The 24746-nt window shown below is 49.7% G+C and carries 24 protein-coding genes; 14 read left to right on the forward strand and 10 right to left on the reverse strand.

The window, feature by feature from the left end; translation table 11 throughout:
• The first annotated feature begins 76 nt into the window (after window positions 1–76).
• Window positions 77–826 carry a DeoR/GlpR family DNA-binding transcription regulator gene (locus CLV60_RS23345; RefSeq protein WP_229211101.1) on the forward strand — a complete coding sequence of 250 codons (750 nt, stop codon included), beginning with the start codon at window positions 77–79 and terminating at the stop codon, window positions 824–826.
• Window positions 827–840: 14 nt separating this feature from the next.
• Here CLV60_RS23345 and CLV60_RS23350 read toward each other — a convergent pair whose 3' ends face one another.
• The 6 genes from CLV60_RS23350 to ileS form a co-directional block, all read right to left on the reverse strand.
• A complete protein-coding gene (locus CLV60_RS23350; RefSeq protein ID WP_106597799.1) occupies window positions 841–1032 on the reverse strand; it encodes a hypothetical protein in 192 nt (63 codons plus the stop codon).
• Window positions 1033–1094: 62 nt separating this feature from the next.
• Window positions 1095–1466 (reverse strand): hypothetical protein, encoded by a 372-nt coding sequence (locus tag CLV60_RS23355; protein WP_106597800.1) that lies wholly within the window; start codon window positions 1464–1466, stop codon window positions 1095–1097.
• 18 nt (window positions 1467–1484) lie between these two features.
• On the reverse strand, window positions 1485–2264 hold the full coding sequence (locus tag CLV60_RS23360) for a 3-hydroxyacyl-CoA dehydrogenase (protein ID WP_106597801.1): 780 nt from the start codon (window positions 2262–2264) through the stop codon (window positions 1485–1487).
• A gap of 8 nt (window positions 2265–2272) precedes the next feature.
• Window positions 2273–2431, reverse strand: a complete 159-nt coding sequence (locus CLV60_RS34300; protein WP_170118849.1) for a hypothetical protein — start codon at window positions 2429–2431, stop codon at window positions 2273–2275.
• A gap of 26 nt (window positions 2432–2457) precedes the next feature.
• Window positions 2458–2901: a DUF6934 family protein gene (locus CLV60_RS23365; protein ID WP_106597802.1), complete on the reverse strand. Its 444-nt coding sequence runs from the start codon at window positions 2899–2901 to the stop codon at window positions 2458–2460.
• Window positions 2902–6330 carry an isoleucine--tRNA ligase gene (gene ileS, locus CLV60_RS23370; protein WP_106597919.1) on the reverse strand — a complete coding sequence of 1143 codons (3429 nt, stop codon included), beginning with the start codon at window positions 6328–6330 and terminating at the stop codon, window positions 2902–2904.
• A 177-nt stretch (window positions 6331–6507) separates the two neighbouring features.
• On the opposite strand from ileS, the gene can reads away from it, so the two are divergent.
• Entirely contained in the window at window positions 6508–7137 is a 630-nt protein-coding gene (gene can / locus CLV60_RS23375; RefSeq protein WP_106597920.1) for a carbonate dehydratase, read from the forward strand.
• Between the two features lie 215 nt (window positions 7138–7352).
• Window positions 7353–8510 carry a PepSY-associated TM helix domain-containing protein gene (locus CLV60_RS23380; protein ID WP_106597803.1) on the forward strand — a complete coding sequence of 386 codons (1158 nt, stop codon included), beginning with the start codon at window positions 7353–7355 and terminating at the stop codon, window positions 8508–8510.
• 28 nt (window positions 8511–8538) lie between these two features.
• Here CLV60_RS23380 and CLV60_RS23385 read toward each other — a convergent pair whose 3' ends face one another.
• Window positions 8539–9321: a glycoside hydrolase family 16 protein gene (locus tag CLV60_RS23385; protein ID WP_229211102.1), complete on the reverse strand. Its 783-nt coding sequence runs from the start codon at window positions 9319–9321 to the stop codon at window positions 8539–8541.
• A gap of 283 nt (window positions 9322–9604) precedes the next feature.
• Here CLV60_RS23385 and CLV60_RS23390 point away from each other — a divergent pair, with 283 nt between their 5' ends.
• From CLV60_RS23390 to CLV60_RS23425, 8 genes are all read left to right on the forward strand, one after another.
• Window positions 9605–10618, forward strand: a complete 1014-nt coding sequence (locus tag CLV60_RS23390; protein WP_106597921.1) for a bile acid:sodium symporter family protein — start codon at window positions 9605–9607, stop codon at window positions 10616–10618.
• Between the two features lie 3 nt (window positions 10619–10621).
• A complete protein-coding gene (locus CLV60_RS23395) occupies window positions 10622–11245 on the forward strand; it encodes a DUF4230 domain-containing protein (protein ID WP_106597805.1) in 624 nt (207 codons plus the stop codon).
• A gap of 29 nt (window positions 11246–11274) precedes the next feature.
• Window positions 11275–12651: a glutamine synthetase family protein gene (locus CLV60_RS23400; RefSeq protein WP_106597806.1), complete on the forward strand. Its 1377-nt coding sequence runs from the start codon at window positions 11275–11277 to the stop codon at window positions 12649–12651.
• A 40-nt stretch (window positions 12652–12691) separates the two neighbouring features.
• Window positions 12692–13465 carry a glucose 1-dehydrogenase gene (locus CLV60_RS23405; protein ID WP_106597807.1) on the forward strand — a complete coding sequence of 258 codons (774 nt, stop codon included), beginning with the start codon at window positions 12692–12694 and terminating at the stop codon, window positions 13463–13465.
• A gap of 98 nt (window positions 13466–13563) precedes the next feature.
• Window positions 13564–14949, forward strand: coding sequence for an aldehyde dehydrogenase family protein (locus CLV60_RS23410; RefSeq protein WP_106597808.1), 1386 nt, complete (start codon window positions 13564–13566; stop codon window positions 14947–14949).
• Between the two features lie 48 nt (window positions 14950–14997).
• Entirely contained in the window at window positions 14998–15588 is a 591-nt protein-coding gene (locus CLV60_RS23415) for a Uma2 family endonuclease (protein WP_106597809.1), read from the forward strand.
• 9 nt (window positions 15589–15597) lie between these two features.
• Window positions 15598–16302: a glutamine amidotransferase-related protein gene (locus CLV60_RS23420; RefSeq protein WP_106597810.1), complete on the forward strand. Its 705-nt coding sequence runs from the start codon at window positions 15598–15600 to the stop codon at window positions 16300–16302.
• A gap of 60 nt (window positions 16303–16362) precedes the next feature.
• Window positions 16363–16881, forward strand: a complete 519-nt coding sequence (locus CLV60_RS23425; protein ID WP_106597811.1) for a phosphoribosyltransferase family protein — start codon at window positions 16363–16365, stop codon at window positions 16879–16881.
• Here CLV60_RS23425 and CLV60_RS23430 read toward each other — a convergent pair whose 3' ends face one another.
• The 3 genes from CLV60_RS23430 to CLV60_RS23440 all read right to left on the reverse strand — a co-directional run bounded on the left by CLV60_RS23430 (window position 16882) and on the right by CLV60_RS23440 (window position 21885).
• A complete protein-coding gene (locus CLV60_RS23430) occupies window positions 16882–18339 on the reverse strand; it encodes an ATP-binding protein (protein WP_106597812.1) in 1458 nt (485 codons plus the stop codon).
• Window positions 18340–18499: 160 nt separating this feature from the next.
• Window positions 18500–20446 carry a KUP/HAK/KT family potassium transporter gene (locus tag CLV60_RS23435; RefSeq protein WP_106597813.1) on the reverse strand — a complete coding sequence of 649 codons (1947 nt, stop codon included), beginning with the start codon at window positions 20444–20446 and terminating at the stop codon, window positions 18500–18502.
• Between the two features lie 86 nt (window positions 20447–20532).
• Window positions 20533–21885, reverse strand: coding sequence for an Nramp family divalent metal transporter (locus CLV60_RS23440; protein WP_106597814.1), 1353 nt, complete (start codon window positions 21883–21885; stop codon window positions 20533–20535).
• 154 nt (window positions 21886–22039) lie between these two features.
• Here CLV60_RS23440 and CLV60_RS23445 point away from each other — a divergent pair, with 154 nt between their 5' ends.
• From CLV60_RS23445 to CLV60_RS23455, 3 genes are read left to right on the forward strand one after another with little or no spacing between them, the layout of a single operon-like run.
• A complete protein-coding gene (locus tag CLV60_RS23445; protein ID WP_106597815.1) occupies window positions 22040–22702 on the forward strand; it encodes a metal-dependent transcriptional regulator in 663 nt (220 codons plus the stop codon).
• Window positions 22703–22716: 14 nt separating this feature from the next.
• A complete protein-coding gene (locus CLV60_RS23450; protein WP_106597816.1) occupies window positions 22717–23799 on the forward strand; it encodes an LptF/LptG family permease in 1083 nt (360 codons plus the stop codon).
• Between the two features lies 1 nt (window position 23800).
• Window positions 23801–24724, forward strand: a complete 924-nt coding sequence (locus tag CLV60_RS23455; protein ID WP_106597817.1) for a DMT family transporter — start codon at window positions 23801–23803, stop codon at window positions 24722–24724.
• Window positions 24725–24746 lie beyond the last annotated feature (22 nt).

The following is a 24746-nucleotide window of genomic DNA, read 5'->3' on the forward strand; positions in this document are numbered from 1 at the left end:
GTAATCTATTTGTGCAATATTTTGCAATATTAAATTTAAAATGTTTGTTAAATTTGCAGGTATAATCGGGATACCAATGTTAAAAGAAGAACGTTTCCAGATCATACTGGATCAGCTGGGACATGAACAGAAAGTCTACCTGGGACATCTGAGCACACTTTTGAATGTATCTGAGGATACGGTAAGGAGGGATATCAAGGAGCTGGCCGATCAGGGCTTGCTCAAATCGGTGCGTGGGGGCGCGGTGCCGCATTCTCCGGGCCCGCATCACTTTCGCGACCGTATCAAATACGATAATGACCAGAAGCAAATTATTGCAAGGAAGGCGTTACAGTTTCTCAAAGACGGTCAGGTTGTGATCTTCGATGGCGGTACCTCGGCAATGCTGATCGCGCAAATGCTTCCCAAAGACCTGAAATTGACCGTTATTACGAACAGCTTTCCCATTGCCTCCATTCTGGAAGAGCACGAGCATGTGGATGTTTTGTTCGCAGGTGGGCGCTTGCTCAAAGATTCATTCGTGACGATCGGCAACGACGCTATACAGTTTTTCAAGAAGTTCCGGGCAGATATTTGCCTGCTGGGTATTTGCAGTATTCATGCCGACCTTGGTGTGACCGGGCCGGATTTTGAAGAAAGCGAAGTGAAACGGACGATGATCGAGTCTTCCAAAGAAGTGATCGCATTGGCAACTACTGAAAAGCTGGGCACCGCCGAAGCATACTACGTTTGCCGGACAGAGCGATTATCGATGATCGTTACGGATAAAGAGCCTGATAATAAGGATTTTGATATTTATAGAAAGCTGGGAATCAGTTTGGTCTGACTCCCGGCTTCCCGTTATTTTTTGGTTGTTTCTTCGATTTTGAAAGAAGTATCGTCAATGCTCTTCGTATCCTGATTAATGGCATTCGAAAACCCGAGCATAAACGAAATGGCCATCCGCAGAAGCCATTTCCGCAGGAAGAAAACCGTTCGTTTGATTCCCATTTTCCATTTGACTTTAAATGAAGTGTAAAGGCTCGTGCGCATAGCACAGCCCGGATGCGCGCATTGCACACCGTTGCAAGTCCCGCATGATGCGCGGGACAGAATTACGATCGGAAAATGGAATGGTCGTCGGAAGTAAGTGATCGGCTTCGGAAATGCTGATTCTGAACGTGAAATTCAGCGCACGCCGGGCGAAGTCTTAATTCAGGATGTCCGGAAACAGATGTATTTAGCGAGTTGGAGAGCTCGGTGAGCCTGTTGTACTGCGTGTTTTTGAAGTAAACAAAACCTGCGGAACGGGCTTTGGAAAGTTTTTGGCAATACCCGTAGCCAGGAACGCGCTTTTGGAGGATGCTCTGGCCGGAGAACAGCTGCTCGGTCCTGTACTGCCCGATGGAACTGCTTTCTCGAAAATGAAGGACGCTGACAGACAATACCGTCAGGAAGAGCCATTTAAAAAAGTAGTGTCCTTTCATAATCGTGCGGTTTCAAAACTATCTGGGGGCCATTCTGATAGCGCCGTCCAGGCGAATCACCTCGCCGTTCAGCATCGGGTTTTCCACGATGGATTTTGCTAGTAATGCATATTCCGACGGTTTTCCGAGTCTGGAAGGAAATGGAATCTGCTGCCCCAACGAAATGCGGGCTTCTTCCGGCAATCCCATGAGCAATGGCGTTTCAAAAAGCCCTGGTGCAATGGCCATTACCCGAATGCCGGATTTTGCGAGATCGCGCGCAACCGGCAACGTCATGCTCACAATGCCGCCCTTGCTGGCCGCGTAAGCCACCTGACCCATTTGCCCGTCATAAGCGGCCACAGAAGCGGTATTGATGATCACGCCCCGCTCACCCTCTGCATTCGGCTCGTTTTGCTCCATAGCAAACGCAGCCAGCCGCATCACATTGAACGTGCCAAGCAGATTAATACGAATAGTTTTCTCAAAAAGCTCAAGGGAATGCGGGCCGTAAATGCCGTCGGCCTTACCAACGATCTTGCGCGCAGGAGCGATGCCCGCGCAATTCACTACGATTTGGATGTTACCGAATGTTTGCAAAGCAATATCCAGTGCGTTTTGGACTTCGGTCTCGCTGGCGACGTCGGTTTTGAGGAATTTGATTTGACCAGGAAATTCGCTTTCAAGTGCTCGTCCAGCCGTTTCATTTAAATCGAGAATGACAGCTTTTGCTCCTTGACTTATAAATAGCCGTGCAGTCGCTTCTCCAAGGCCGGAAGCGCCGCCGGTAATGAGGGCAGTGGAGGTTTGGAGTTGCATAAAAGGGATTATTTCCGCTGCAACCGTTCAGGCAGCGGATGTTCCTCGAAGAATTTTCGTGCCCGTTCCGCCTTCTCCAATGCGACTTTTGGAGTCGGGAGATTATCGAGGCTGGGATCGTAGGTGAATTTCCCGGGCTTAATTGTTTTTCTATCTAAAATTTTCATTTTTCAGAAAGGCTATTTCTATAAAATTAAAACTTTTTCTTCACTAAAAAACCTTCAAAACGGATATTGGGTTCAAAGTCAACCCATTGCCTATCTTTATAACCTTCGATAGAAAGATCTGATTCAACTGGATCGAACACCTGAGAAATTGCGATTTGATACAAACGGGTCCTGGCTGCACTGCTACCCTCAAAATACACTTTTTGATCGGGTGTTGAATCGATAAAGCCGTGGATAATCGTAATGACGGTGGCGATTACCTCGGGCATATCGCCATTGTCCGTAACAGAAATATCACTGAACTCGTGGGTAAGAGGGTCGTAATCGAGTAAAGCCAAATTATGGATACCCGGCGCTATTGGGATGAATTCAACTACTTTATCGAAAACGCCTCGCTTGCCGATACTTTGAAATCGGAAGCGGGCGTTTTCAACGTCGAATGTTACCGGGTATGCTTGGTATTGCCTCATCTACACCACTTCAATCTTCACCTTCAGCAAAAACTCATCCATCTCAATCTCGGTAGCCTCACCATTGAGGTCGCCTACGAGGTCGAGGTCCAGGGCTTGTACTTCCTGGCAGATGTAGTCTTTGTTGGCGGTTACTGCGCTGGCGAGCAGGCCGTCGTTATTTTGTAAAGTGATACGAATCTTGTCGGTTACTTCAAAACCGCTGTCCTTACGCAGGTTCTGCACGCGGTTTACGAAATCGCGGGCAATACCTTCCAGGCGCAGGTCTTCGGTTACGGTGATGTCGAGGGCGACCGTGAGGCCACCTTCGCTCGCTACAAGCCATCCCGGAACGTCTTCTGCGATGATTTCCACGTCGGTCAGTGCAATTTCGATCGGGCCGCTTGCCGCTGCCAATGTAATGGCGCTGTTGGCTTCGATTTCGCGGATTTGCGTTTCGTCCATGGCTGAAATGGCGGCGGCTACTTCCTTCATTTTCGGTCCGAATTTCGGCCCGAGGGTTTTGAAGTTAGGCTTGATTTTCTTTTTCAGGATGCCGCTGTCGTCGTGCACGAACTCGATATGCTTCACATTCACTTCCGAAAGGATAATGTAAGCTACCTGCTCGATCTGACGCTTTGTTTTCTCGCTCAAAACCGGGATCAGGATTTTGGACAGTGGCTGGCGTACTTTCAGCTTGTGCCCTTTCCGGATCGAGTGTACGAGCGAGCTGATGCGCTGCGCGAGGTCCATAGCTTCTTCCAGGTCGGTATCCACTACTTCCGCTTCGATTTTCGGCCAGAAAGTGAGGTGTACCGATTCATATTTGAATGGTGCATTATGCTGGATCGATGCTTCTCGGTCACTGTCTGTCAAGTTTTTGTATAGCCATTCACCAAAGAATGGCGCGATAGGCGACATCAGTTGCGACACGGTTACCAGACAGTGGTGCAAAGTCTCGTAAGCAGCCGCTTTATCGTCCGTCAAACCAGCACCTTGTTCTGCCGATGGGTTCCAGAAACGGCGGCGGTTGAGGCGGATGTACCAGTTTGAAAGCTGGTCGGTCACGAAATCCTGCACGAGGCGGCCCGCTTTGGTCGGGTTATAATCGTCGAATTGCTCGCCAACTTCCTTAATTAATGTATTTAGTTTCGAAAGAATCCAGCGATCGAGCTCCGTACGTTTTTCGATAGGCACTGAATTCGCCTCGTGGAACTCGTAACCATCGAGGTTCGCATACAATGCGAAGAAGTTATAAGTGTTCACGAGTGTTCCGAAGAACTTGCGCTGTACTTCGCCGATACCGTCAATGTTGAATTTCAGGTTATCCCAAGGCTCCGCATTGGTGATCATGTACCAGCGCGTCGCATCCGGGCCGTATTGGGCCAGGGTAGCAAATGGGTCCACCGCATTGCCGAGGCGTTTCGACATTTTGTTACCATTCTTGTCGAGTACCAAGCCGGTCGATACTACATTTTTAAATGCCACCGAATCGAACAGCATTCCCGCAATGGCGTGCAAAGTGAAGAACCAGCCACGGGTTTGGTCTACACCTTCCGAAATAAAGTCGGCAGGATAAGCCTGGTTAAATATTTCCTGATTCTCGAACGGGTAATGCCATTGTGCATACGGCATCGCGCCCGAGTCGAACCAAACATCGATCAGATCCGGCTCGCGGTGCATAATATGGCCGGTTTTGCCTATCAACACCACATCATCCACGTACGGGCGGTGCAGGTCGTAGTCGCCATGTTCGAGTTTTTGCAGGTAATCAGAGTTATGCAATGCCTGCTCGCGGGTCAAATGGCCCGAGATAATGGCTTCTTCCAGCTTGTCTTTCAGCTCTTCGATCGAACCAATACAAACTTCATCGCCGTAATCGTTCCGCCAGATTGGCAGCGGGGTACCCCAGTAGCGCGAGCGCGAGAGGTTCCAGTCGACGAGGTTTTCGAGCCAGTTACCGAAGCGGCCGGTTCCGGTGCTTTCGGGTTTCCAGTTAATGCCTTTGTTCAGTTCCACCAGACGGTCTTTCACCGCGGTAGTGCGGATAAACCAGCTGTCGAGCGGGTAGTAAAGCACCGGCTTGTCGGTACGCCAGCAATGTGGGTACGGGTGCTCGTATTTCTCTACTTTAAATGCTTTTCCTTCTTCTTTCAGTTTGATGGCGATCAGCACGTCCGTTGGGCGGAATTCCGGATCGTCTTGTTCCGCCTGAGAGTAGTATTCAGGTTTTACAAAACGGCCTGCGTAATCCGTGATCTCTTTCACGAAACGGCCCTGGCGGTCGACGATGGGTACTTCCTTGCCGGTTTCGTCCTTCACCATAATGGCAGGAATGCCGTTGGCCTGCGCCACCCGGAAGTCGTCCGCACCAAAAGTAGGAGAGGTGTGAACTACCCCGGTACCATCTTCGGTCGTTACGAAATCGCCTACGATCACGCGGAATGCAGGTGCATCCGGCTGGATGTATGGCAGAAGCTGCTCGTATTCAATTCCTTCCAGGTCTTTTCCTTTGAATTCATTCAAAACAGTCCATGGGAATACTTTCTTATCACTGGCTGCGTAAGCTTCGAAATCGCCGTCGTGGCCTTTTTCGGAGAAATATTTACCTACCAGATCCTTCGCGAGCACAACGGCCACAGGCTCGTGTGTGTAAGGATTGAAGGTTTTGATCAATACATAATCAATATTGCCGCCAACGGTCAATGCGGAGTTGGCAGGAAGTGTCCACGGCGTGGTGGTCCATGCGAGAATGCGGATGTCGAGGTCGGCAAAACCGGCTAATGCTCCCCATTTGGCAGCATCTTTCACCTTGAACATCGCCACGATGGTCGTGTCCTTCACGTCTTTGTACGTGCCGGGCATGTTCAGTTCGTGAGACGAAAGGCCTGTTCCGGCAGCCGGTGAATAGGGCTGGATCGTATAACCTTTGTATAGCAAGCCTTTGTCATACAGCTTTTTGAGCAAATTCCAGAGGCTTTCGATGTATTCGCTTTTGTACGTAATATAAGGATCGTCGAGATCGACCCAGTAACCCATTTTCTCGGTCAGGTCATTCCACTGATCCGTAAATTTCATCACCGTCTGGCGGCATTTTTCGTTATAATCCGCTACCGAGATCTTCTTCCCGATATCGTCCTTGATAATACCCAGTTCCTTTTCAACCTGCAACTCAACAGGCAGGCCGTGCGTGTCCCAGCCGCCTTTACGCTTCACCTGAAATCCCTGCAATGTCTTATACCGACAGAAAATATCCTTGATCGCCCGCGCCATCACGTGGTGGATACCCGGCGTACCATTGGCCGACGGCGGTCCTTCAAAGAATGTGAAGGTAGGAGCGCCCTCGCGGGTTTCTACCGATGCTTCAAAGATTTTCTTGTCCTTCCAGAATTTCAGTACTTCGTCCCCGATTTGCGGGTAACTCAGATTTTTATATTCGTTGTATTTCATATGGGTTGTTAGCCTCGGGTATTTGCCCTGACCGATCATGTAAATAGCACTATTTCTAACCCTCTCCGGATTTTAAGAGTGCAAAATTACGGATTTTTTTCCGCTAAAAGGATGTACGCTTTTGAATGAATCTGAGAGAGATTGTATTATTTTGGTACTTCAACCATCAATTACAAAATGGAACTTATTAACCGCCTGTTAACCGCCAACAAATCCTGGGCAGCCCGGCAGCTCGAAGTTGACGAAACCTATTTTGAGAACCTGGCCAAGGACCAGAAGCCCGATTTCCTTTGGATCGGGTGCTCCGACAGCCGTGTACCTGCCGAAGATCTTACGGGTTCGCAACCGGGCGAAATGTTTGTTCACCGGAATGTGGCCAACCTGGTTGTGCATACCGATATGAACATGCTCAGCGTATTGCAATATGCCGTGGAGGTGCTGAAAGTGAGACATATTCTCGTGGTAGGGCATTACCAATGCGGAGGTGTGAAGGCCTCGATGATGCACAAGGACCTGGGGCTGATCAACCGCTGGCTGCACAATATCAAAGACGTGTACGATAAGTTCGCGACCGAACTGGACGCGATCGAAGACGAAAAGAAGCGCTTCGACCGCCTGGTGGAACTCAATGTGATCCAGCAGGTGCATAACCTCGCACAAACGAGCATTGTACAGGGCGCCTGGCACCAGGCGCAGGAGCTGCATTTGCATGGCTGGGTTTTCGGCCTGCACGACGGACAGCTGAAAACCCTCGCGCATATGCCGCCGAGTACGAAGGTCGAGGGGATTTATCGGTATGATTTCTGATAATAGAAGAGAAAAATGTCAGTCTGAGCGCAGTCGAAGACAGTCCAAACGGTGAATTGTACCGTGATGCAAGTGCTTCGACTTCGCTCAGCATGACATTTTCCTTCCTCCCCTTCCTCCTTCCTCCCCTTCCTCCCATATTTTGGTAGTTCACACCGTGCGCATTATCTTAGCAGTCTTAATTGAGTCTAAATAAGATAACTGGCGGCGAATCGATGAAAAAACTCATTGGAAAACTACATCTGTACCTGGGACTTGTCTCGGGCATTATGGTGTTCATTATTTCCATCACGGGGTGTATCCTCGCATTTGAGCAGGAGATCAAAACCATTACGCAGCCCTACATGTTTGTGAAAGGCCCGACGGGCGGGAAGGTATTGCCTCCGTCGGAGCTCGCCGACATCGCCAAAAAGGCATTACCGGGCAAAATCGCCAAAGGAGTTCTTTATGATACGCCCGATCGCAATGCGCAAGTCGGGTTCTACAATCTTGATCCCGAGTATTATTACGTCGCCTACATTAATCAATACACTGGAAAAGTAGAGCATATCTGGAACGAGGACGACGATTTCTTCCATTTCATTCTGCACGGGCATTACTATCTGTGGTTACCCGAAAAGTACGGCCAGACCGTCGTGGCTTCGGCGACACTGGTTTTCTTTTTCATGATGATCAGCGGAATGGTACTGTGGTGGCCCAAAAACAAATCTGCCGCCAAGCAGCGGTTTTCGATCAAATGGAATGCGGCCTGGCGGCGTAAGAATTATGACCTGCATAATGTCCTCGGTTTTTACATAATGTCCATCGGTGTGATTCTGGCGGCAACGGGTTTGGTTTGGGGCTTTCAGTGGTTTTCGCAGGGGCTTTATACCGCTACCGGCGGTAAGGGATCGGATGTCTATTACAATCCGCCTTCCGATACTATTTCCACGGCGCAGGTAACCGGCCCGATGCAGGCTGTGGACAAGGCCTGGTTTCAGTTACAGAAAGAATATCCCCAATATTCAACCCTCAATATTTCCTTCCCCACCGAGAAAGCCGAATCGATATTCTCGTATGTAAACTTCCGGGAAGGCACTTATTATAATGTAGACTATCACTATTTTGACCAGTATTCGGTCAAAAAGATCAAGGCGGAAGGACCCTATACCGGCAAATACAGCGAGGCAAATTTCGCTCAGACCTTGCGCCGCATGAATTACGACATTCACACAGGCGCGATCCTGGGCTTGCCGGGCAAGATACTCGTTTTCTTCGCCAGCCTGATTTGCGCTTCTTTGCCCGTAACAGGTTTCGTGATCTGGTGGGGCAGAAGGAAGAAGGCGGCTAAAAAGATCAGAAAGAGCGTCACCGTTTTGGCGACCCCGTCATGAAACCGGCGATTTGAGACGCCGGAATGCATTACTGCTTTTGATAAATCCTTACATAATCCACTTCAAAGCGGGCGGGGAATTCTGTTTTGGATAAATCGCCGCCATTGTCGCCGCCTAATGCCATTCCCAGCAGGATGTAGTGCGGCTGCTTGAAAGGGGTAATGTCCTTGTTTTTAGCATTGATCGCCTTGGCCTGGTCCTGTGAGGCCATTAGCATATCGTCGACATAAATCTTGATCGAATTCTCGTCCCAATCCATTCGCCAGACGTGGAATTTTGATGACCAATCCGGGTCGTTGAAAGTACTGATTTGCTTTTTATTAGTATTCCAAATGGGCTTGTAGCGCTCATTGGAACCCCAGGCAAGATTTGCCAGCAGCATTCCCCTGTAAAACTCCATAATATCAATCTCGCCATTGTCCGGCCATTCGCCTTTGTCGCCCAGCGTCCAGAATGCCGGCCAGATGCCCGAGCGCGTATCGATTTTGGCGCGCATTTCGAAGCGACCGTACTGAAAGCTCTTTTTGCCGCGGGTAATGATGCTGGCCGAGGTGTACTCCGCATATTCGCGGCTTTCTTTCCAGTTACTGCTCCCCGGTTTGTAATTCGGGTTTTTGACCCGTTCTTTTTTGGCTTCGATAATCAGGTAACCGCCTTTGCAATACGCATTATCGCCTTGGTACCACTGGTCTTCGTGGTTGCGCGTAAAACCTTTTTCGGGTTGCCACACATTCGGGTCGGGCGCACCATCGTAGTCGAATTCGTCGGCCCAGACCAGTTTGTACTGTGCCGTTGTGGGTAAAACGCTCATGATTGTGAGGATGATCGCTAAAAGTATTTTGTCAGGAGTTGTCATTGGTGGACAAGTGTTGTTGTGGGAGTCAGTTGTGATTTGTCAAGAATTGTCATTTGTAGTCATTGATAGTTCCTGATGTTATTGGGGAAAGTGACGGCGCCGGCTCATTTACCCGAAATACCGAATTGAAAACAATTGACACTATTAATGGGCTCACCGGGTTTTATTTCTGATAGTTTTCCATTTTCTTGTAAACAATAGTTTGCCGCCGTTTCTGTCGGCCGGCGTTGATTTTAATATGCGTAAATTCATTGATACTGCTAAAAAGGCCGGGCTGGACGGTTTTATGCTCGCATTGCTCAGCATGATCCTGCTCGCCTGGCTCTGGCCCGCACCGGGTATGCAGGATAGTCCGCTGCATCTTTCGACCGTCTCTACCTATGCGGTTTCAGTCATATTCTTCTTTTACGGGCTCCGCCTGAGCCCTGAAAAATTGAAGGCCGGTCTCGTGAACTGGCGGCTGCACGTGATGGTGCATTTATCGACATTTGTACTTTTTCCGGTACTGGCGCTCGCGTTCAGGCCATTTTTTCAGGGTGAGGAGGGGCAGACCATGTGGCTCGCGATCTTTTTCCTGACTGTCCTGCCTTCCACCGTTTCATCCTCGGTGGTCATGGTGTCCATTGCGCGCGGCAACATTCCGGCGGCGATATTCAATGCCAGCATTTCGAGTTTGATCGGCGTTTTCATCACGCCATTGTGGATGGGCTTCGTGCTGGAATCGGGGCCGGAACATTTTGATCTGCTTTCGGTAGTCGGAAAGTTGGCTATGCAAGTACTACTTCCGGTATTCGCCGGAATTGCCCTGAACAGCCGCTGGGGCCATTTCGCCGAGCGCCACAAAAAGTACATCCGCTATTTCGATCAGTCGTCGATTTTGCTGATCGTCTACACTTCTTTTTGCGAATCGTTTGGAGAGCACCTCTTCGATTCGCTCGGAATAAAAGAAATTGTATTTTTAGGGATAGGAATGCTCGCGTTGTTTTTCGGGATCTATTTCCTGCTGACGTTCATCGGCGGTTTGCTGCATTTCAACCGGGAGGATAAGGTTACCGCGGTGTTCTGCGGTTCCAAAAAATCGCTGGTACAGGGTGCTGTCATGTCGAAAGTGCTGTTTGCAGGCCCGGAGGCCGGCTTAATGCTTTTGCCGATCATGCTTTATCACGCATTACAGCTGATAGCTGCCAGCATTATAGCGCAGCGGATGGCCCGGGAGCCGGAAGCAGCGGAGGGTTTTGTACTTAAAAAATAATGTATGCGTATCATATCGTGGCTGGTAAGGCTGTTAGTGTTGATTTTGCTTTTGGCTGGGATTAACGCGTTATGGTCGGGTTTCAAGACCGGAAGCTGGCTGCCCGAATGGCTTGGCGGAGAGGATAAGGTGGAAACCATGCATACCGTGGTTTTACAGGAAATCAGCTCGATGGGCAAGCTGGAAGTCGTGAAATACAACTTCAAGGACGTGGTGGAGCAGGAAATTGTGAAAATGTGGCTGCCTAATGCGAAAGCGATCCTGATCGTACAGGGCGAGGCGATAGGTTGTGTGGATCTGGCTAAAATTTCGATGGAAGACATTACTTCTGATGCAGAAACGCTCGTAATCAATATGCCGGAACCCGAGCTGTGTGTTTTTAAAATAGACCATAGTAAGTCGAAGGTTTACAATACAGAATATGCTTTTACCGACGAGGCGAAACTGGTGCAGGAGGCTTACAAACAAGCCGAAAAGCAAATCCAGCAATCGGCCCTCGACATGGGTATTCTAGACCAGACAAAGGAGAATGCCAAAAAAATACTGACACCGATGCTGGAAAAGGCTTCCGGTAAAAAGGTGGTGCTGAAATTTCCGATGAATGCCAAAGTAGACAAGTTGCGATAAAATAAACTGCGCTAAACCAACCCTTTCTAATGAGTAAAAAAGGATTTCTGACACTGGATGAACTTTCGGGCAAGATTGGGGGAGGGGAGATTGAAACAATTGTAGTAGCATTCACGGACCATTATGGCCGGCTCATGGGCAAGCGCGTCGACGCCGACTATTTCCTCGATTCGGTGGCCAAATCGGGTACGCACGGCTGTAATTACCTGCTTACTACCGACATGGCCATGGACCCGGTGCCGGGTTACCGTTATGCGAACTGGGAACTGGGTTACGGAGATTTTCACCTGGTGCCCGACCTCGCTACGCTGCGTATCGCCGATTGGCTCGAAAAAACCGCATTGGTGATTTGCGATGTGCATAACGACAAATCGCACAAGCTGGAATCGATTGCGCCGAGGTCGCTATTAAAGAAACAGCTGGCTTCACTCGCAGGCGACGGCGTCGAATGCTTTGCGGCTTCCGAATTGGAATATTACCTGCTCGAAAACAGTTACAAGCAGGCATTTCAGCAAAACTACCAAAACCTGAGCCCAGCGGGATATTACCTCGAAGATTACCACATTATGCAGGGCACCCGGAACGAGAAATATACTTCGGCGGTCCGCAGGCATTTGAAAAACTCCGGCATTTCTGTCGAAACTTCCAAAGGCGAATGGGGCTTGGGCCAGCATGAATTGAACGTCAAATATGCAGACGTACTTTCGATGGCCGACAACCACATTGTGTACAAGCAGTGTATGAAGGAGGTAGCCGATGCGATGGGCCTTTCCGTAACGTTTATGGCGAAGTTTGCGACCGATCAGGCGGGTTCCAGCAGCCATATTCACATGAGTCTGTGGAAAGACGGCAAGAATATCTTCGATGGCGACCAGCAATTCGGGCCGGTAAAGGGCTCCGATATTTTTCGCTGGTTCCTCGGCGGCTGGATCAAGCACGTGCCCGACGTTATGCCGTTCTACGCCCCGACCGTCAATTCCTACAAGCGATTTGTGGACGGCTCCTGGGCGCCTACGCGGCTCGCGTGGAGTTACGACAACCGCACAGCCGGTTTCCGGGTGGTAGGCAGCGGTGCCAGTTTGCGGATCGAATGTCGCATTCCTGGCGCTGATTGCAACCCTTACCTCGCATTTGCGGCATCACTCGCTTCGGGCCTCGACGGGATCAGAAACCGTATTGAGCCGCCGGAATGCTTTATCGGCGACATTTACGCCGCCGCGCATTTGCCTCGCGTGCCTTACACGCTGGCGGAATCCATCACATTGTTTGAAAACAGCCCGTTCGCCAAAGAAACATTCGGGGAGGAAGTGGTGGAGCATTACGCACATTTCTTCAAAACCGAGCAACGGGCGTACGACACCTCCGTAACCGACTGGGAGCGGAAGCGGTATTTTGAACAGATTTAATCACTCGTTACTATCCAAAAAACATAACCAATCAAACCCCATGCGCTTAGAAAACAAAGTCGCGCTTATTACAGGAGGAAGCGGCGGAATCGGTCGTGAAACCGCTATTTTATTTGCCAAAGAAGGAGCAAAGATCGTCGTGACGGATGTGAACGACGCAGCTGGTCAGGAGACGGTCGATGAGATCGTGAAAAACGGCGGAGAAGCTTATTTTTTACATTCGGATGTCTCCAAAGCGGCCGACTGCGAAGCGGCTGTGGCATTCACCGAAGAGAAATTCGGCAAGCTGAATATCCTTTTCAACAACGCGGGTATCATGCACAGCGACGATGATAATGCCGTTACTACCGAAGAGGCGATCTGGGACCTGACGATGAATATCAATGCAAAAGGCGTTTTCCTGGGTTGCAAATATGGCATACCGGCATTGAAGCGCGCAGGGGGCGGCTCTATCATTAATACCGCTTCATTTGTAGCGATTTTGGGCGCTGCTACGCCGCAGGTGGCTTATACGGCCAGTAAAGGTGCGGTGCTCGCGCTTACGCGTGAGCTCGCGGTCATCCACGCGCGTGAGAACATCCGCGTGAACGCGTTATGCCCGGGCCCGCTGCGCACGGAGCTGCTGATGAAGTTCTTGAATACCGAAGAAAAGAAACAACGCCGGTTGGTACACATCCCGATGGGCCGTTTCGGCGAAGCGAAGGAAATGGCCTATGCCGCATTGTTCCTCGCTTCGGATGAGGCATCTTTCGTTACCGGCACCGACTTCCTCGTCGATGGCGGTATTACGTCTGCATATGTAACACCTCTTTAATGGGAGGAAGGAGGATGGAGGAATGGGACGATGGAGGAGGCTCCATTCCAATCCCTTTCCTCCGTCCTGCCTTTCCTCCCTTTTCTCCCTTCAAAAAAATGATTCAAAAAACAATAAGCCCGATCGACGGCTCTGTGTATGTAGAGCGCGAATTGGCGAATGCTGAGGCTGTGGAGGCTGCTTTGGAAAAAGCGGTAGCTGCGCAAAAGGAATGGAAAAAAACAACGCTGGCGGAGCGTGAGGCGATTTGCAGAAAGGCGGTAGAGTATTTTCTGAACAATGCCGAAGAAATCGGACTGGAACTGACCTGGCAAATGGGGCGCCCCGTGCGCTATACGGCCAATGAGATTCGTAGAGGCTTCCAGGAGCGAGCTAATTATATGATTTCTGTCGCTGAAAAGGCGCTGGCGGATGTCGAGGTCGATGAAATTCCCGGTTTCAAAAGATTTGTAAAAAGAGAACCGTTGGGCGTGGTATTCGTGGTGGCGCCGTGGAATTATCCTTATCTGACGTCCGTAAATTCCGTGATACCGGCCATTATGTCGGGTAATGCGGTGATTTTGAAGCATGCGCAGCAGACGCCCCTTTGTGCTGAGCGTTATGCTGCTGCATTCGCCTACGCCGGTTTGCCCGAGGGTGTATTTCAATATTTGCATTTAAATCATGACCAGGTAGCACAGGTGATCGGTGACACGCGGGTAGACTATGTAGCATTTACCGGTTCGGTGGAAGGTGGTCATGCCGTGCAGAAGGCTATTAATGAGCGGTTTATTGTCGGGGGGCTCGAACTGGGTGGAAAGGATCCCGCATACGTACGCGCGGATGCGAACCTGGCCGATGCGGTTGAAAATTTGGTGGACGGTTCATTCTTCAATTCGGGGCAGTCATGCTGCGGAATCGAGCGCATTTATGTGCATCAAGCCGTTTATGATGAATTTATCAAGGGTTTTGAAGAACTGACCAAAACCTATGTCCTGGGCGATCCGCGGGATGCTGAAACGACATTGGGGCCGATGGTTAGAACATCCGCGGCCGGCTTTGCCCAAAAGCAGATCGATGACGCCGTAGCACAGGGTGCCACTGCGTTGATCGACCCTGCATTGTTCCCCGCACACCAGTCGGGCACACCTTACCTCGCGCCGCAGGTACTTGTGAATGTGGATCATTCGATGGATATCATGACGGAGGAAACTTTCGCGCCGGTGGTAGGTATTATGCCTGTTGCGAGCGATGAGGAGGCCATTCGCCTGATGAACGACAGCCAATACGGTCTCACCGCTTCCATATGGACTTCGGACGTGGACGCGGCATTGCAAATCGGCGAGCAGGTAGAAACCGGTACCTGGTTCATGAACCGCTGCGATTACCTCGATCCTGCATTGGCCTGGACGGGGGTTAAGAACTCTGGCCGTGGTTGCACGCTGTCGGTGGTCGGTTACGAAGCATTGACGCGGCCCAAGTCTTTTCATTTGAAAATAGGGTAACTTGGTTTGTTAGGTTATCTTTAATTTGAAAACCAGCGAATTTGAGACATGAAAAGCATCGACACACTGGATTTGGACGGCACGTACAGCTATGCAGACTATTTGAAATGGGAGTTTGAAGAGCGCCTTGAACTGATCAAGGGAAAGATCTTCAAAATGTCGCCTGCACCTGCTACCCGGCATCAGAAAATTGCAGGGATGCTTTTTGCTGAAATATGGCAATTACTTAAATACAGAGATTGTCAGGTCTTTGTAGCTCCGTTTGATGTGAGACTTTCAAGGTTTGATGTTCAATCTGAGAAGGAAATTCTTACAGTTGTTCAGCCGGATATTTCGGTAGTTTGTGACTCGCGAAAGGTTGATGAAAAGGGCTGTCTCGGCGCGCCTGACTGGATTATCGAGATACTTTCTCCCGGCAATACGAGAAAGGAGATGGACGACAAGTTTGACGTGTACGAAGAGTCCGGTGTGAAGGAATACTGGCTGGTAGAGCCGAATGACGAAGTGGTTTTCGTGTATGTGTTAATTGAAGAAGGAAAATTCATTGGATTGAAGCCCTATACAATAGGTCAGGCTCTGACATCGATTACGTTGCCTGATTTCACCATTGAATTGAACCAGCTTTTTGATAAAAAGTAACAAAATAGTATGGTAAAAGTCGGATTGCTGGAATGCGATCATGTACGCGAAGAGCTGTTGCCGATTGCGGGAGATTACCGGGAGATGTTCCCGGCTTTGTTTTCACAGGTTGCACCGGATTGGGAGTTTACATTTTATGATGTTTGCAATGGGCATTTTCCGGCTTCCGCGAATGAGTGTGACGTGTACGTTTGTACAGGTTCCAAGTTTTCGGTTTATGAGGATGAGCCGTGGATCCATCGGTTGAAGGAATTTGTGCGGGAAATCCGTGATTCCGGCAAAAAGTACCTGGGCATTTGCTTCGGGCATCAGATGCTGGCGGAAGCATTAGGTGGGAAAGTGGAGAAATCGGCTGTGGGCTGGTGCGTAGGCGTGCATAACTTTCAGGTATTGAGCCAGCAGGAGTGGATGCAGCCGGCGCGGCAGTCGTTCAATCTGCTGATGATGTGCCAGGACCAGGTGATGGAATTGCCGCCGGATAGCAAGTTGCTGGCCGAGTCGCAGGATTGCCCGATCGGCATGTTCAGCGTCGGAGAAAATATGTTGGCGATACAGGCGCATCCCGAGTTCCCGAAGCCTTATGAAAAAGCATTGATGGAAATCCGAACGGAGCGTATCGGGCAGGCTAAGGTGGAAATGGGTATTGTAAGCCTGGAATTACCGCTTCATGAGTTGACTTTTGCGAATTGGTTAAAGAATTTCGCTGCGCTATGAAGTGGCATGACGGTTTGCTATTTTTACCGCTGCTAAGATTTTAACTTACCAATACCCGCAATGACCGAGAACAGCACGGTATCCAGGCGTCAGATTTTGAGTGCCCATCAGACAGGCCAGAAAATACGCCGTATCGCTTTTGAAATATATGAGCAGAATTTTGAGGAAAAGAGCATTATCATCGCCGGAATCGCCGGCGAAGGTTTTGCATTTGCCCAAAGACTGGTAGCCGAACTCACCGCAATTTCCCCGCTCGACGCGCAACTGATCGAGCTCCGTTTCGATAAAAACATCCATCAGCAAAGCCCGATTCTGTTCGACCGCGAACTAAATGTGGAAAATCAGGTGGTAATCGTTGCCGACGATGTGCTGAACACGGGCCGTACGCTCGCATTTGCATTGGAGCCGTTCCTGAAAGTGCCGATGAAAAAGGTTCAGGTCGCGGTGATCGTCGACCGCAGCCACCACAAATTCCCGATCCACGCCGATTACGTGGGGTATTCATTAAGTACCACGCTCATGGAGCATGTGGAAGTGGTTTTGAGCCGGGTTGAGGAAGAGGGAGTTTATTTGAAGTAATTACAGTTTGCCACGTATCTCCAGCGTATTCACACCAACTACGTAGGCATAAATTGAGGAGGGGACGAAATTCAGCGTGATGCCATTCTTTTCTATCGTTCCTTCCTTATCAATAGTCGTGACCAAGGCTGATTTTAAGTTGTTCTTTTCACAGAATTGTAAAAGACTCTTTAATTCTTCGGGTCTTTCGTAGTACCTGTTGCTCCATTTTACTTCTACTGCCCAGGCGGGTTTCAGGGATTTATTATCCAAGCCGATCATATCCACTTCTCCCTGAAATTTTCCGACCGTCCAGCGGGCATACCAGGGTGTGAACCAATAACGGTGTATCCATTGCGAAAAGATGGCCGTTTCGACCATGCTGCCAAACAGATCGTCAGTGGCCTCGAGTGGGGCGAAGAGGGCGCTGCGCAACGAGGGGTTGGTTAGGAAAACTTTATAGAAATTGGCTCTTTGGAATTTTTTCGCCGTGTCGTCGACCCGGTGAATAACCCTGATTAAAAATGCGGCTTCCAGGTATTCGAGGTATTTCTTCAAAAGGTTCTTGTCGATACCACTGCTTTTGGAAAGCACGTCCAGCGACACCTCATTACCACTGTAATAAGCAAGCGTGGTGAAGAATGCGTTGAGCTCCTGCACATCCTGAATGCCATAGAGGCTGGGTAGGTCGCGCAGCAGCACTTTATCAACGATGTCGCTTTTAATGTACCTGCCGGGATTGGCCTGGATCGTTTCGGAAAATATGACCTCGGGATAGCCACCGAAATTGATATAGTCGATAAAATGTTTGTTGAGTTCGGTTAAATGGCTGCTGCTGAAAAATTTATTGACGTTCCCTTTCCAGGCAATAGACGACGGATGGATCAGGTGGTCAAACTTCTTTAACTGGATATATTCATGAAAAGTAAGGGGAGGCAGCATGAATTCGGTGAAGCGGCCCGCACCGCTTTCGTTGCTTTTGAGACGAAGCGCTGCCGCTGCCGAGCCTGAAACAATGATTTTTGTATGAGGATAGCTGTCCACCATCACTTTTAAATGTACTTCCCAATCTCTTAGGTACTGGATCTCGTCAAAAAACAGATACCAGCCGTCAAGGTTGTCATCAGCTACTGCGTTACGAACGAGGGCGAACAGCTGTTCGAGTCCCATGTACAGGTAAATAGGGTTATCGATGCTGATGAATGCGATCTTTTTGGGATTAACACCATCGTCCAGTAGCTTTTGGATGCTGTGGTGCATCATCACTGTCTTGCCGACCCGCCTGGGCCCCATCAGAACCACGGCTCTTCTTACACTCGTTTCACTCACCAGTTGATGCAACAGCCCGAAATATAACCTGGGCTGCATGTCGTGGTATTCCGAATCGATTTTACCTGATACCCACCATGTGTTTTCAAAACGGAGCCTGTTTAGCACCAGTTCTTCCGATATGGGTTTAAGTTTGATCGATTTTGTCATATGTTAACACATTTGTCAAAATAGTATAGATTAATATACACTAAATTAACTAATATGTTGGTATAAGGAAAACAGCGTCGAAATTTATTCTTAAAATAATGGTCGTAAAAAAAGGATCAATACCGTAAGCATTGATCCTTTAAGTTTTCGGTGAAGGTTATCAGTGGAAAACGCGCCTTAGCTTGACGTTCTCGACCGGCCGGATAATAAGCGGTACTTTTTCTATTTTGACGGAACTGCTATCGAGCCCGAACCACTTGTCTTCCGGCGTTGTAAAATCCTTGACGAAGAAATAAGTCTTCATTACCAACTGTTCCAGGAATGGCAGGTCGTTTTCAAAAGAAAGGAACCTCTCCAATACCACAAAGCGGAAATCTCCGGTAATGTTCTGTTTGCTCAAAGATTCATACCGGCTGGTAATGTCTACCTCTTTGTTCAAAACCATATCCTCAACTACTTTCCGGAAGAACATATTGATCCGCTGGTCGACACGGAAGCCGAGCCGGAAGTTGATTTTGATGACATTGTCGTGCGCATCCTCGTCGGACAATACCTTGTATTCCATCGTGTATGGATCGTCCATAATGTCGACGTGGATGAACCAGTACACATCGGCGCGTTTCGGCCGTTTCTGGAAAATGGAGTAAATGACTTTCGTTTCAATTTCCGTCGCACGCGACGCATTCGTCATGAAAACGAGGTGAGTGGTGTATTTTGGAATACTGATATCACGGCTCAGCTCGTGCAATGCAGGCAGGTACTTTTCGAGTTTCGTATATTCGGTGAGCCTGAGTTTAATATAAAATGCTTTGAGCCATACGGCCATCAAGCCCGCCACCAATGTACCGACCATGATCGTAAACCAGCCTCCGTGGGTGAATTTAAGCAGGTTGGCTCCGAGGAACATGCCTTCGATAAACAAGTATACGAGCATGAAAACGATCACGATCCAGAGGTTCACCCGTTTGACATACAAATAATAGGAGAACAGGATCGTAGTCATAATCATCGTGAGCGTGATGGCCAGGCCGTACGCCGCTTCCATGTTGGACGATTTCTGGAAAAACAGTACCACACCGCAGCAGCCCAGCCAGAGCAGCCAGTTAATGCTCGGCACGTAGAGCTGCCCTTTCTGGTCGCTGGGATAAATGAGCCGGACTTTGGGCCAGAAATTGAGGCGGATTGCCTCGGAAATAAGCGTAAATGAGCCCGTAATGACGGCCTGGCTGGCGATAATGGCAGCCAATGTCGCGATTACGACGCCGGGAAGCAGCCACCATTCAGGCATGATTTCGTAGAATGGCTTGCGGGCATCGAGCAGGTTACCCATTTCGGTGATCAACCACGCACCTTGACCAAAATAGTTCAGTATCAGGCATATTTTAACGAATATCCAGCTGATCCGGATATTTTCACGACCACAATGGCCGAGATCCGAATACAGCGCTTCCGCGCCGGTTGTACAAAGGAACACCGCGCCGAGCATCCAGAAACCGCCGGGATGCTTCGTCAGAAGATCATATCCATAAATCGGGTTGAGGGCTTTCAGGATTTCAGGATGGTTTTTGATCTGGTTGAGGCCCAGCACACCAAGCATGACGAACCACGTTACCATTAATGGCCCGAATGCGCGTCCAACCACCTTGGTACCGAATGCCTGGATGATGAAAATCATCGTCAGGATGGCGATAACGATAGGGACTGTCTGGATATTCGGATACAACAATTGCAAACCCTCCACGGCAGAAGAAACCGAAATGGGCGGCGTAATGACCCCGTCGGCCAGCAGCGTGCTTCCTCCGATCACCGCAGGCACAGTGAGCCACTTCGCATGCTTGCGTACGAGCGCGTAAAGCGCGAAAATCCCGCCCTCGCCGCGGTTATCGGCCCGGAGGATCAGGATTACATATTTGACAGTAGTTTGGAGCGTCAGCGTCCAGAAAATACAGGAAATCGCCCCGTAGATGATCTCTTCGGTGATGGGCTCATTCATGATAATCGCCTGCATTACATAGAGCGGCGACGTACCGATATCACCGTATATAATGCCGAACGCCACCAGAAGCCCGGCGGCCGTTACCTTGTCAACTTTGTGTTTTGATTCCATCCACCTTTTATGAAAAACGGCGAAAGTTAGGAAACCGCTAGCAAAGACGGAATTACAGTATACAAATTTAATTTGTCAATGCGACACTAAGCGGTAAAAGTGTTGAAAAGCAGATAGCCATTCAACCCGATAATAATCAATGCAATGACCCAGCTTACGACGCTTAACAGCCTCGAATTGGCGAAGGGCCCCATGATTTTGCTTTTGGAAGTGAAAAACACCAGTGGTACCACAGCAAAACTCAGTTGCAAAGAAAGAATGACCTGGCTCAGGACGAGGAGCTCGGCAGTACCGCGTTCGCCGTACAGGTAGGAGACGATCAGCGCAGGGATAATGGCGATGCCGCGCGTCAGGAGGCGGCGTATCCAGGGTTTCAGGCGGATATTGAGGAAACCCTCCATCACGATCTGGCCTGCGAGGGTGCCTGTAAGCGTGGAGCTCTGGCCGGATGCGAGCAACGCCAGCGCGAAGAATATGCCGGCGAGACTTACGCCCAGCACGGGATCGAGCAGGTGGTAAGCGTCGGTAATGTCGGCGATTTCGAAATGGCCGTTGGCATGGAATGCCGATGCGGCCAGAATGAGGATGGAGCCGTTGATGAAGAATGCCAGGGCCAGCGAAACGGTCGAGTCGATGGTCGCGAAGCGGATCGCGGAACGTTTGCCTGCTTCGTCTTTTTTGAAATTGCGGGTCTGTATAATGCTGGAATGCAAATACAGGTTGTGCGGCATCACGGTGGCGCCGAGGATACCGATGGCGATATAGAGCATTCCCGGGTCGGTCACGATTTCCTTTTTAGGCAGCAATCCACCCATGATACCGGCCACTGATGGCTGCGAAACGATCATTTCGTACAAAAAGCTCAGCAGAATAATGGTCATTAATCCGGCCACAATGCTTTCGATAATGCGGAATCCTTTTTGCTGGAAATACAAGACGATGAGCACGTCGAATGCGGTGAAAACGACGCCAACAGGCAATGGGAGCCCAAAAAGCAGGTTTAAGGCAATGGCGGAACCGATCACTTCGGCGAGGTCGGTGGCGGCGATGGCGATTTCGGAAAGTATCCAGAGAATAAATGATACTGGGCGGGAGTAGTAATCACGGCAGGCTTGCGCAAGGTCGCGGCCGGATGCGATGCCTAATTTCAGCGATAAATGCTGCAAAAGCATGGCAAAGAGGTTCGAGATCAGGATTACGGAAAGCAATGCATAGCCAAACCGTGAGCCGCCTTCGATATCGGTGGCCCAGTTACCCGGATCGATGTAGCCAACCGCCACCATCAGGCCCGGACCGGCAAATGCTGCCATTTTTTTCCAGAAACCAGCTCCCTCCGGTACCGAAATCGAGGAGTGAACTTCGGACAACGAGCGGAGCTGCTCATGATCGCCCGGTGTTTTCTCTTGCAAAGACTTATCTATTTTTAAATCGTCAATCATTCCCTTAGTCTCCGAAATAAACAATTTAGTTCTCTGAAAACAAAGATAAGGAAATTCTTAATATATTTTTAGGTTAGCCTAAATTTTTTAATTTACAGATAGTAAATCGTACTTTTGCCGGATATTTAAGATTGGTAACCGGGGCTTACAAGGCATGCAGAATTCTTTCACAGAAGAAAATTACTTAAAGATCATCCACGCGCTTTCCGGACGCGACGGGGTAGAGGTGAGCACGAACGCGCTCGCAGAGAGCACATCTACACGTGCAGCGTCGGTGACGGACATGCTGCGCAAGCTGGCCGACAAGGGATTGATCCATTATAAAAAATACCAGGGGGTGACACTGACGGAAAGTGGCGAGAAAGTGGCGATCAAGGTGATCCGCAAGCATCGCCTATGGGAGGTTTTTCTGGTTGAGAAGCTGGGCTTTGGCTGGGACGAGGTGCATGATATTGCCGAGGAGCTGGAACACGTTCCGTCGGAAGTATTGGTGGAAAAGCTTGATGCATTTCTGGGCCATCCGAAGTTCGATCCGCACGGCGACCCCATTCCCGATGCGAAAGGAAATCTTACCGAACCCGATTATCTGATCCTCACCGACGTGCACGTTGGTGAAAAAGTGTTAATGATGGGGGTGCTCGACCATGCTCCTTCTTTTCTGCAACATCTTGATCGGTCGGGGATTACGCTTGGTGCGGTGATAGAGGTGAAGGAAATTAATGAATATGACAAGTCGGCGTCCGTACAGATTAACGGCGGCCCTACGTTGTTTATCAGTCTCGAAGTGTCCAAAAACCTGCTGGTACAGCGCCGATGAGACCCTAACCAGCCATGAACTTCAAAATCCTCGATCGGTACCTGATCAAAAACTTCCTGATTACCTATGTGTTCGTGGCGTTCGTCATCGTACTGATTATCTGTATGATCGACTATACCGAAAAGGTGGACGACTTCCTCGACAAGAAAGCGCCGCTCAGGGAGATCCTCGTCGATTACTACCTCAATTTGATCCCCTACTGGATCAACTACATCAGTCCGCTGATGGTGTTCATCGCGACGGTGTTCTTCACCTCCCGTATTGCCGCACGCACGGAGATCATCGCGATGCTGAGCAGTGGGATCAGTTTCACACGGATGCTGATGCCCTACATGGCCGGGGCGGTTGTGCTGGGGGTTTTGACGTTCATTCAGGTAGGGTGGGTTTTGCCCAAAGCCAACAAGATCCGCGTCGGTTTTGAAAAAACTTATGTGAAAAACGAGTTCTATTTCAGCGGGCATAATGTGCATATTACCATCGCGCCCGACGTGTATGCCTACCTGGAAAGCTACAACACTACCACGCAGACCGGGAATAAATTCACGATGGAGACGATTAAAGGCACGAAACTGCTTCAAAAGTTTTATGCGGAGAAAATTGTCTGGCAACCGAAAAAGAAGAAATGGACGCTGCAAAATTACCAGGTGCGGACGCTCGACAGCCTCGGCGAACGGTTGAGCCGGGGAACGGAGATCGATACAACCATTAACCTCTCCCCCAAAGACTTCGAAAGCGATTATAACCTTTACGAAACATTTACACTGCCCGAACTAAACGCCTATATAGAGCTACTGAAGAGCCGAGGAGCCGATGGTTTGGAGGTGTATTTGATTGAGAAATATATCCGTTTCACCCAACCGTTCGCAATCCTGATCCTGACGGCGATCGGGGTGATCGTTTCGGCCCGGAAGAGCCGTCGCGGGGTGGGCTGGCAGATTGCCCTGGGCTTTATGCTGGCGTTTGTTTACATCCTTTTCTTTTTGTTATCCAAAGGTGTGGCCGAAGCGGGTACGATCAACACGCTTTTTGCGGTGTGGCTGCCCAATATTGTATTTTCACTGATCGGGGTGCTGCTTTATAAAACATTACCGAGGTAGTATGCTTTCCTCCACTTCCGTTCGCTCGTACCTGCATTTGCATTTCCTGGTGATGATCTGGGGCTTTACGGCCATTGTGGGGCTGATGGTCTCGATTTCGCCGGTGGCGCTGGTTTTGTACCGGACATTTTTTGCGGCTATTGGCCTGGGTATTGTCATATTGTTGTCAAAAAAGAGCTTTGCGGTTGCCGGTCGCGATCTTGCCAGGATACTGGGCGTGGGATTTTTGCTTTCCGCGCATTGGATGCTGTTTTTTGCGTCGGCCCGGGTTTCTACGGCCTCAGTTTGCCTGGCAGGAATGGCTACGACGTCCCTCTGGACGAGCCTTTTGGAGCCATTAGTAAATAAACGGAAAATTAGCCCGCTTGAAGTAGGCCTCGGTATTCTCGCATTTGCGGGGCTGTATGTGGTTTTCAGGTTTGAGTTTGATCACGCATTGGGCCTGGGGCTCGCGATCGTGTCTGCGATGCTTGCGGCGAGTTTTACGGTAGCCAACAGCCGCCTTGTGCAGCGGATCGACGCCTGGGTGATCACTTTTTATGAAATGTCGGCTGCGGCATTGTTCTCGCTGCTGTTTCTTGGGATCTCTGAAAGTAAAAACTGGAACGGCGGAGCGCCATTCATTCCCGCGCAGGGCGATTGGATATGGATATTGTTCCTCGCGCTCGTGTGTACGGTGTACGCAAGTACAATGGCGACGCAGCTGATGAAGCAATTTTCCGCGTACCTCATTAACCTGACTATCAATCTGGAACCGGTTTACGGCATTGCGCTGGCCTTTTTTATTTTCGGAGAAAAAGAGCGGATGACGCAGGGTTTTTACATGGGTACGCTGCTGATTTTGCTGGCGGTGATCCTGTATCCGCTGCTGACCACCACCGTGATGAAGAAGAACAGCCGTAAGATAATTGAAGCCGGTAAATAGATCATATTGAGCTGCCGCTTGC

It is taken from the genome of Dyadobacter jiangsuensis (assembly GCF_003014695.1).
In the GTDB taxonomy this organism is placed as follows: domain Bacteria; phylum Bacteroidota; class Bacteroidia; order Cytophagales; family Spirosomataceae; genus Dyadobacter; species Dyadobacter jiangsuensis.

What these genes read in the sequence shown, in the direction of transcription:
- CLV60_RS23345 (WP_229211101.1), top strand. Translation starts at nt 77, where the DNA reads ATGTTAAAAGAAGAACGTTTCCAGATCATACTGGATCAGCTGGGACAT.
- CLV60_RS23350 (WP_106597799.1), bottom strand. Translation starts at nt 1,032, where the DNA reads ATGCGCACGAGCCTTTACACTTCATTTAAAGTCAAATGGAAAATGGGA.
- CLV60_RS23355 (WP_106597800.1), bottom strand. Translation starts at nt 1,466, where the DNA reads ATGAAAGGACACTACTTTTTTAAATGGCTCTTCCTGACGGTATTGTCT.
- CLV60_RS23360 (WP_106597801.1), bottom strand. Translation starts at nt 2,264, where the DNA reads ATGCAACTCCAAACCTCCACTGCCCTCATTACCGGCGGCGCTTCCGGC.
- CLV60_RS34300 (WP_170118849.1), bottom strand. Translation starts at nt 2,431, where the DNA reads ATGAAAATTTTAGATAGAAAAACAATTAAGCCCGGGAAATTCACCTAC.
- CLV60_RS23365 (WP_106597802.1), bottom strand. Translation starts at nt 2,901, where the DNA reads ATGAGGCAATACCAAGCATACCCGGTAACATTCGACGTTGAAAACGCC.
- ileS (WP_106597919.1), bottom strand. Translation starts at nt 6,330, where the DNA reads ATGAAATACAACGAATATAAAAATCTGAGTTACCCGCAAATCGGGGAC.
- can (WP_106597920.1), top strand. Translation starts at nt 6,508, where the DNA reads ATGGAACTTATTAACCGCCTGTTAACCGCCAACAAATCCTGGGCAGCC.
- CLV60_RS23380 (WP_106597803.1), top strand. Translation starts at nt 7,353, where the DNA reads ATGAAAAAACTCATTGGAAAACTACATCTGTACCTGGGACTTGTCTCG.
- CLV60_RS23385 (WP_229211102.1), bottom strand. Translation starts at nt 9,321, where the DNA reads ATGAGCGTTTTACCCACAACGGCACAGTACAAACTGGTCTGGGCCGAC.
- CLV60_RS23390 (WP_106597921.1), top strand. Translation starts at nt 9,605, where the DNA reads ATGCGTAAATTCATTGATACTGCTAAAAAGGCCGGGCTGGACGGTTTT.
- CLV60_RS23395 (WP_106597805.1), top strand. Translation starts at nt 10,622, where the DNA reads ATGCGTATCATATCGTGGCTGGTAAGGCTGTTAGTGTTGATTTTGCTT.
- CLV60_RS23400 (WP_106597806.1), top strand. Translation starts at nt 11,275, where the DNA reads ATGAGTAAAAAAGGATTTCTGACACTGGATGAACTTTCGGGCAAGATT.
- CLV60_RS23405 (WP_106597807.1), top strand. Translation starts at nt 12,692, where the DNA reads ATGCGCTTAGAAAACAAAGTCGCGCTTATTACAGGAGGAAGCGGCGGA.
- CLV60_RS23410 (WP_106597808.1), top strand. Translation starts at nt 13,564, where the DNA reads ATGATTCAAAAAACAATAAGCCCGATCGACGGCTCTGTGTATGTAGAG.
- CLV60_RS23415 (WP_106597809.1), top strand. Translation starts at nt 14,998, where the DNA reads ATGAAAAGCATCGACACACTGGATTTGGACGGCACGTACAGCTATGCA.
- CLV60_RS23420 (WP_106597810.1), top strand. Translation starts at nt 15,598, where the DNA reads ATGGTAAAAGTCGGATTGCTGGAATGCGATCATGTACGCGAAGAGCTG.
- CLV60_RS23425 (WP_106597811.1), top strand. Translation starts at nt 16,363, where the DNA reads ATGACCGAGAACAGCACGGTATCCAGGCGTCAGATTTTGAGTGCCCAT.
- CLV60_RS23430 (WP_106597812.1), bottom strand. Translation starts at nt 18,339, where the DNA reads ATGACAAAATCGATCAAACTTAAACCCATATCGGAAGAACTGGTGCTA.
- CLV60_RS23435 (WP_106597813.1), bottom strand. Translation starts at nt 20,446, where the DNA reads ATGGAATCAAAACACAAAGTTGACAAGGTAACGGCCGCCGGGCTTCTG.
- CLV60_RS23440 (WP_106597814.1), bottom strand. Translation starts at nt 21,885, where the DNA reads ATGATTGACGATTTAAAAATAGATAAGTCTTTGCAAGAGAAAACACCG.
- CLV60_RS23445 (WP_106597815.1), top strand. Translation starts at nt 22,040, where the DNA reads ATGCAGAATTCTTTCACAGAAGAAAATTACTTAAAGATCATCCACGCG.
- CLV60_RS23450 (WP_106597816.1), top strand. Translation starts at nt 22,717, where the DNA reads ATGAACTTCAAAATCCTCGATCGGTACCTGATCAAAAACTTCCTGATT.
- CLV60_RS23455 (WP_106597817.1), top strand. Translation starts at nt 23,801, where the DNA reads ATGCTTTCCTCCACTTCCGTTCGCTCGTACCTGCATTTGCATTTCCTG.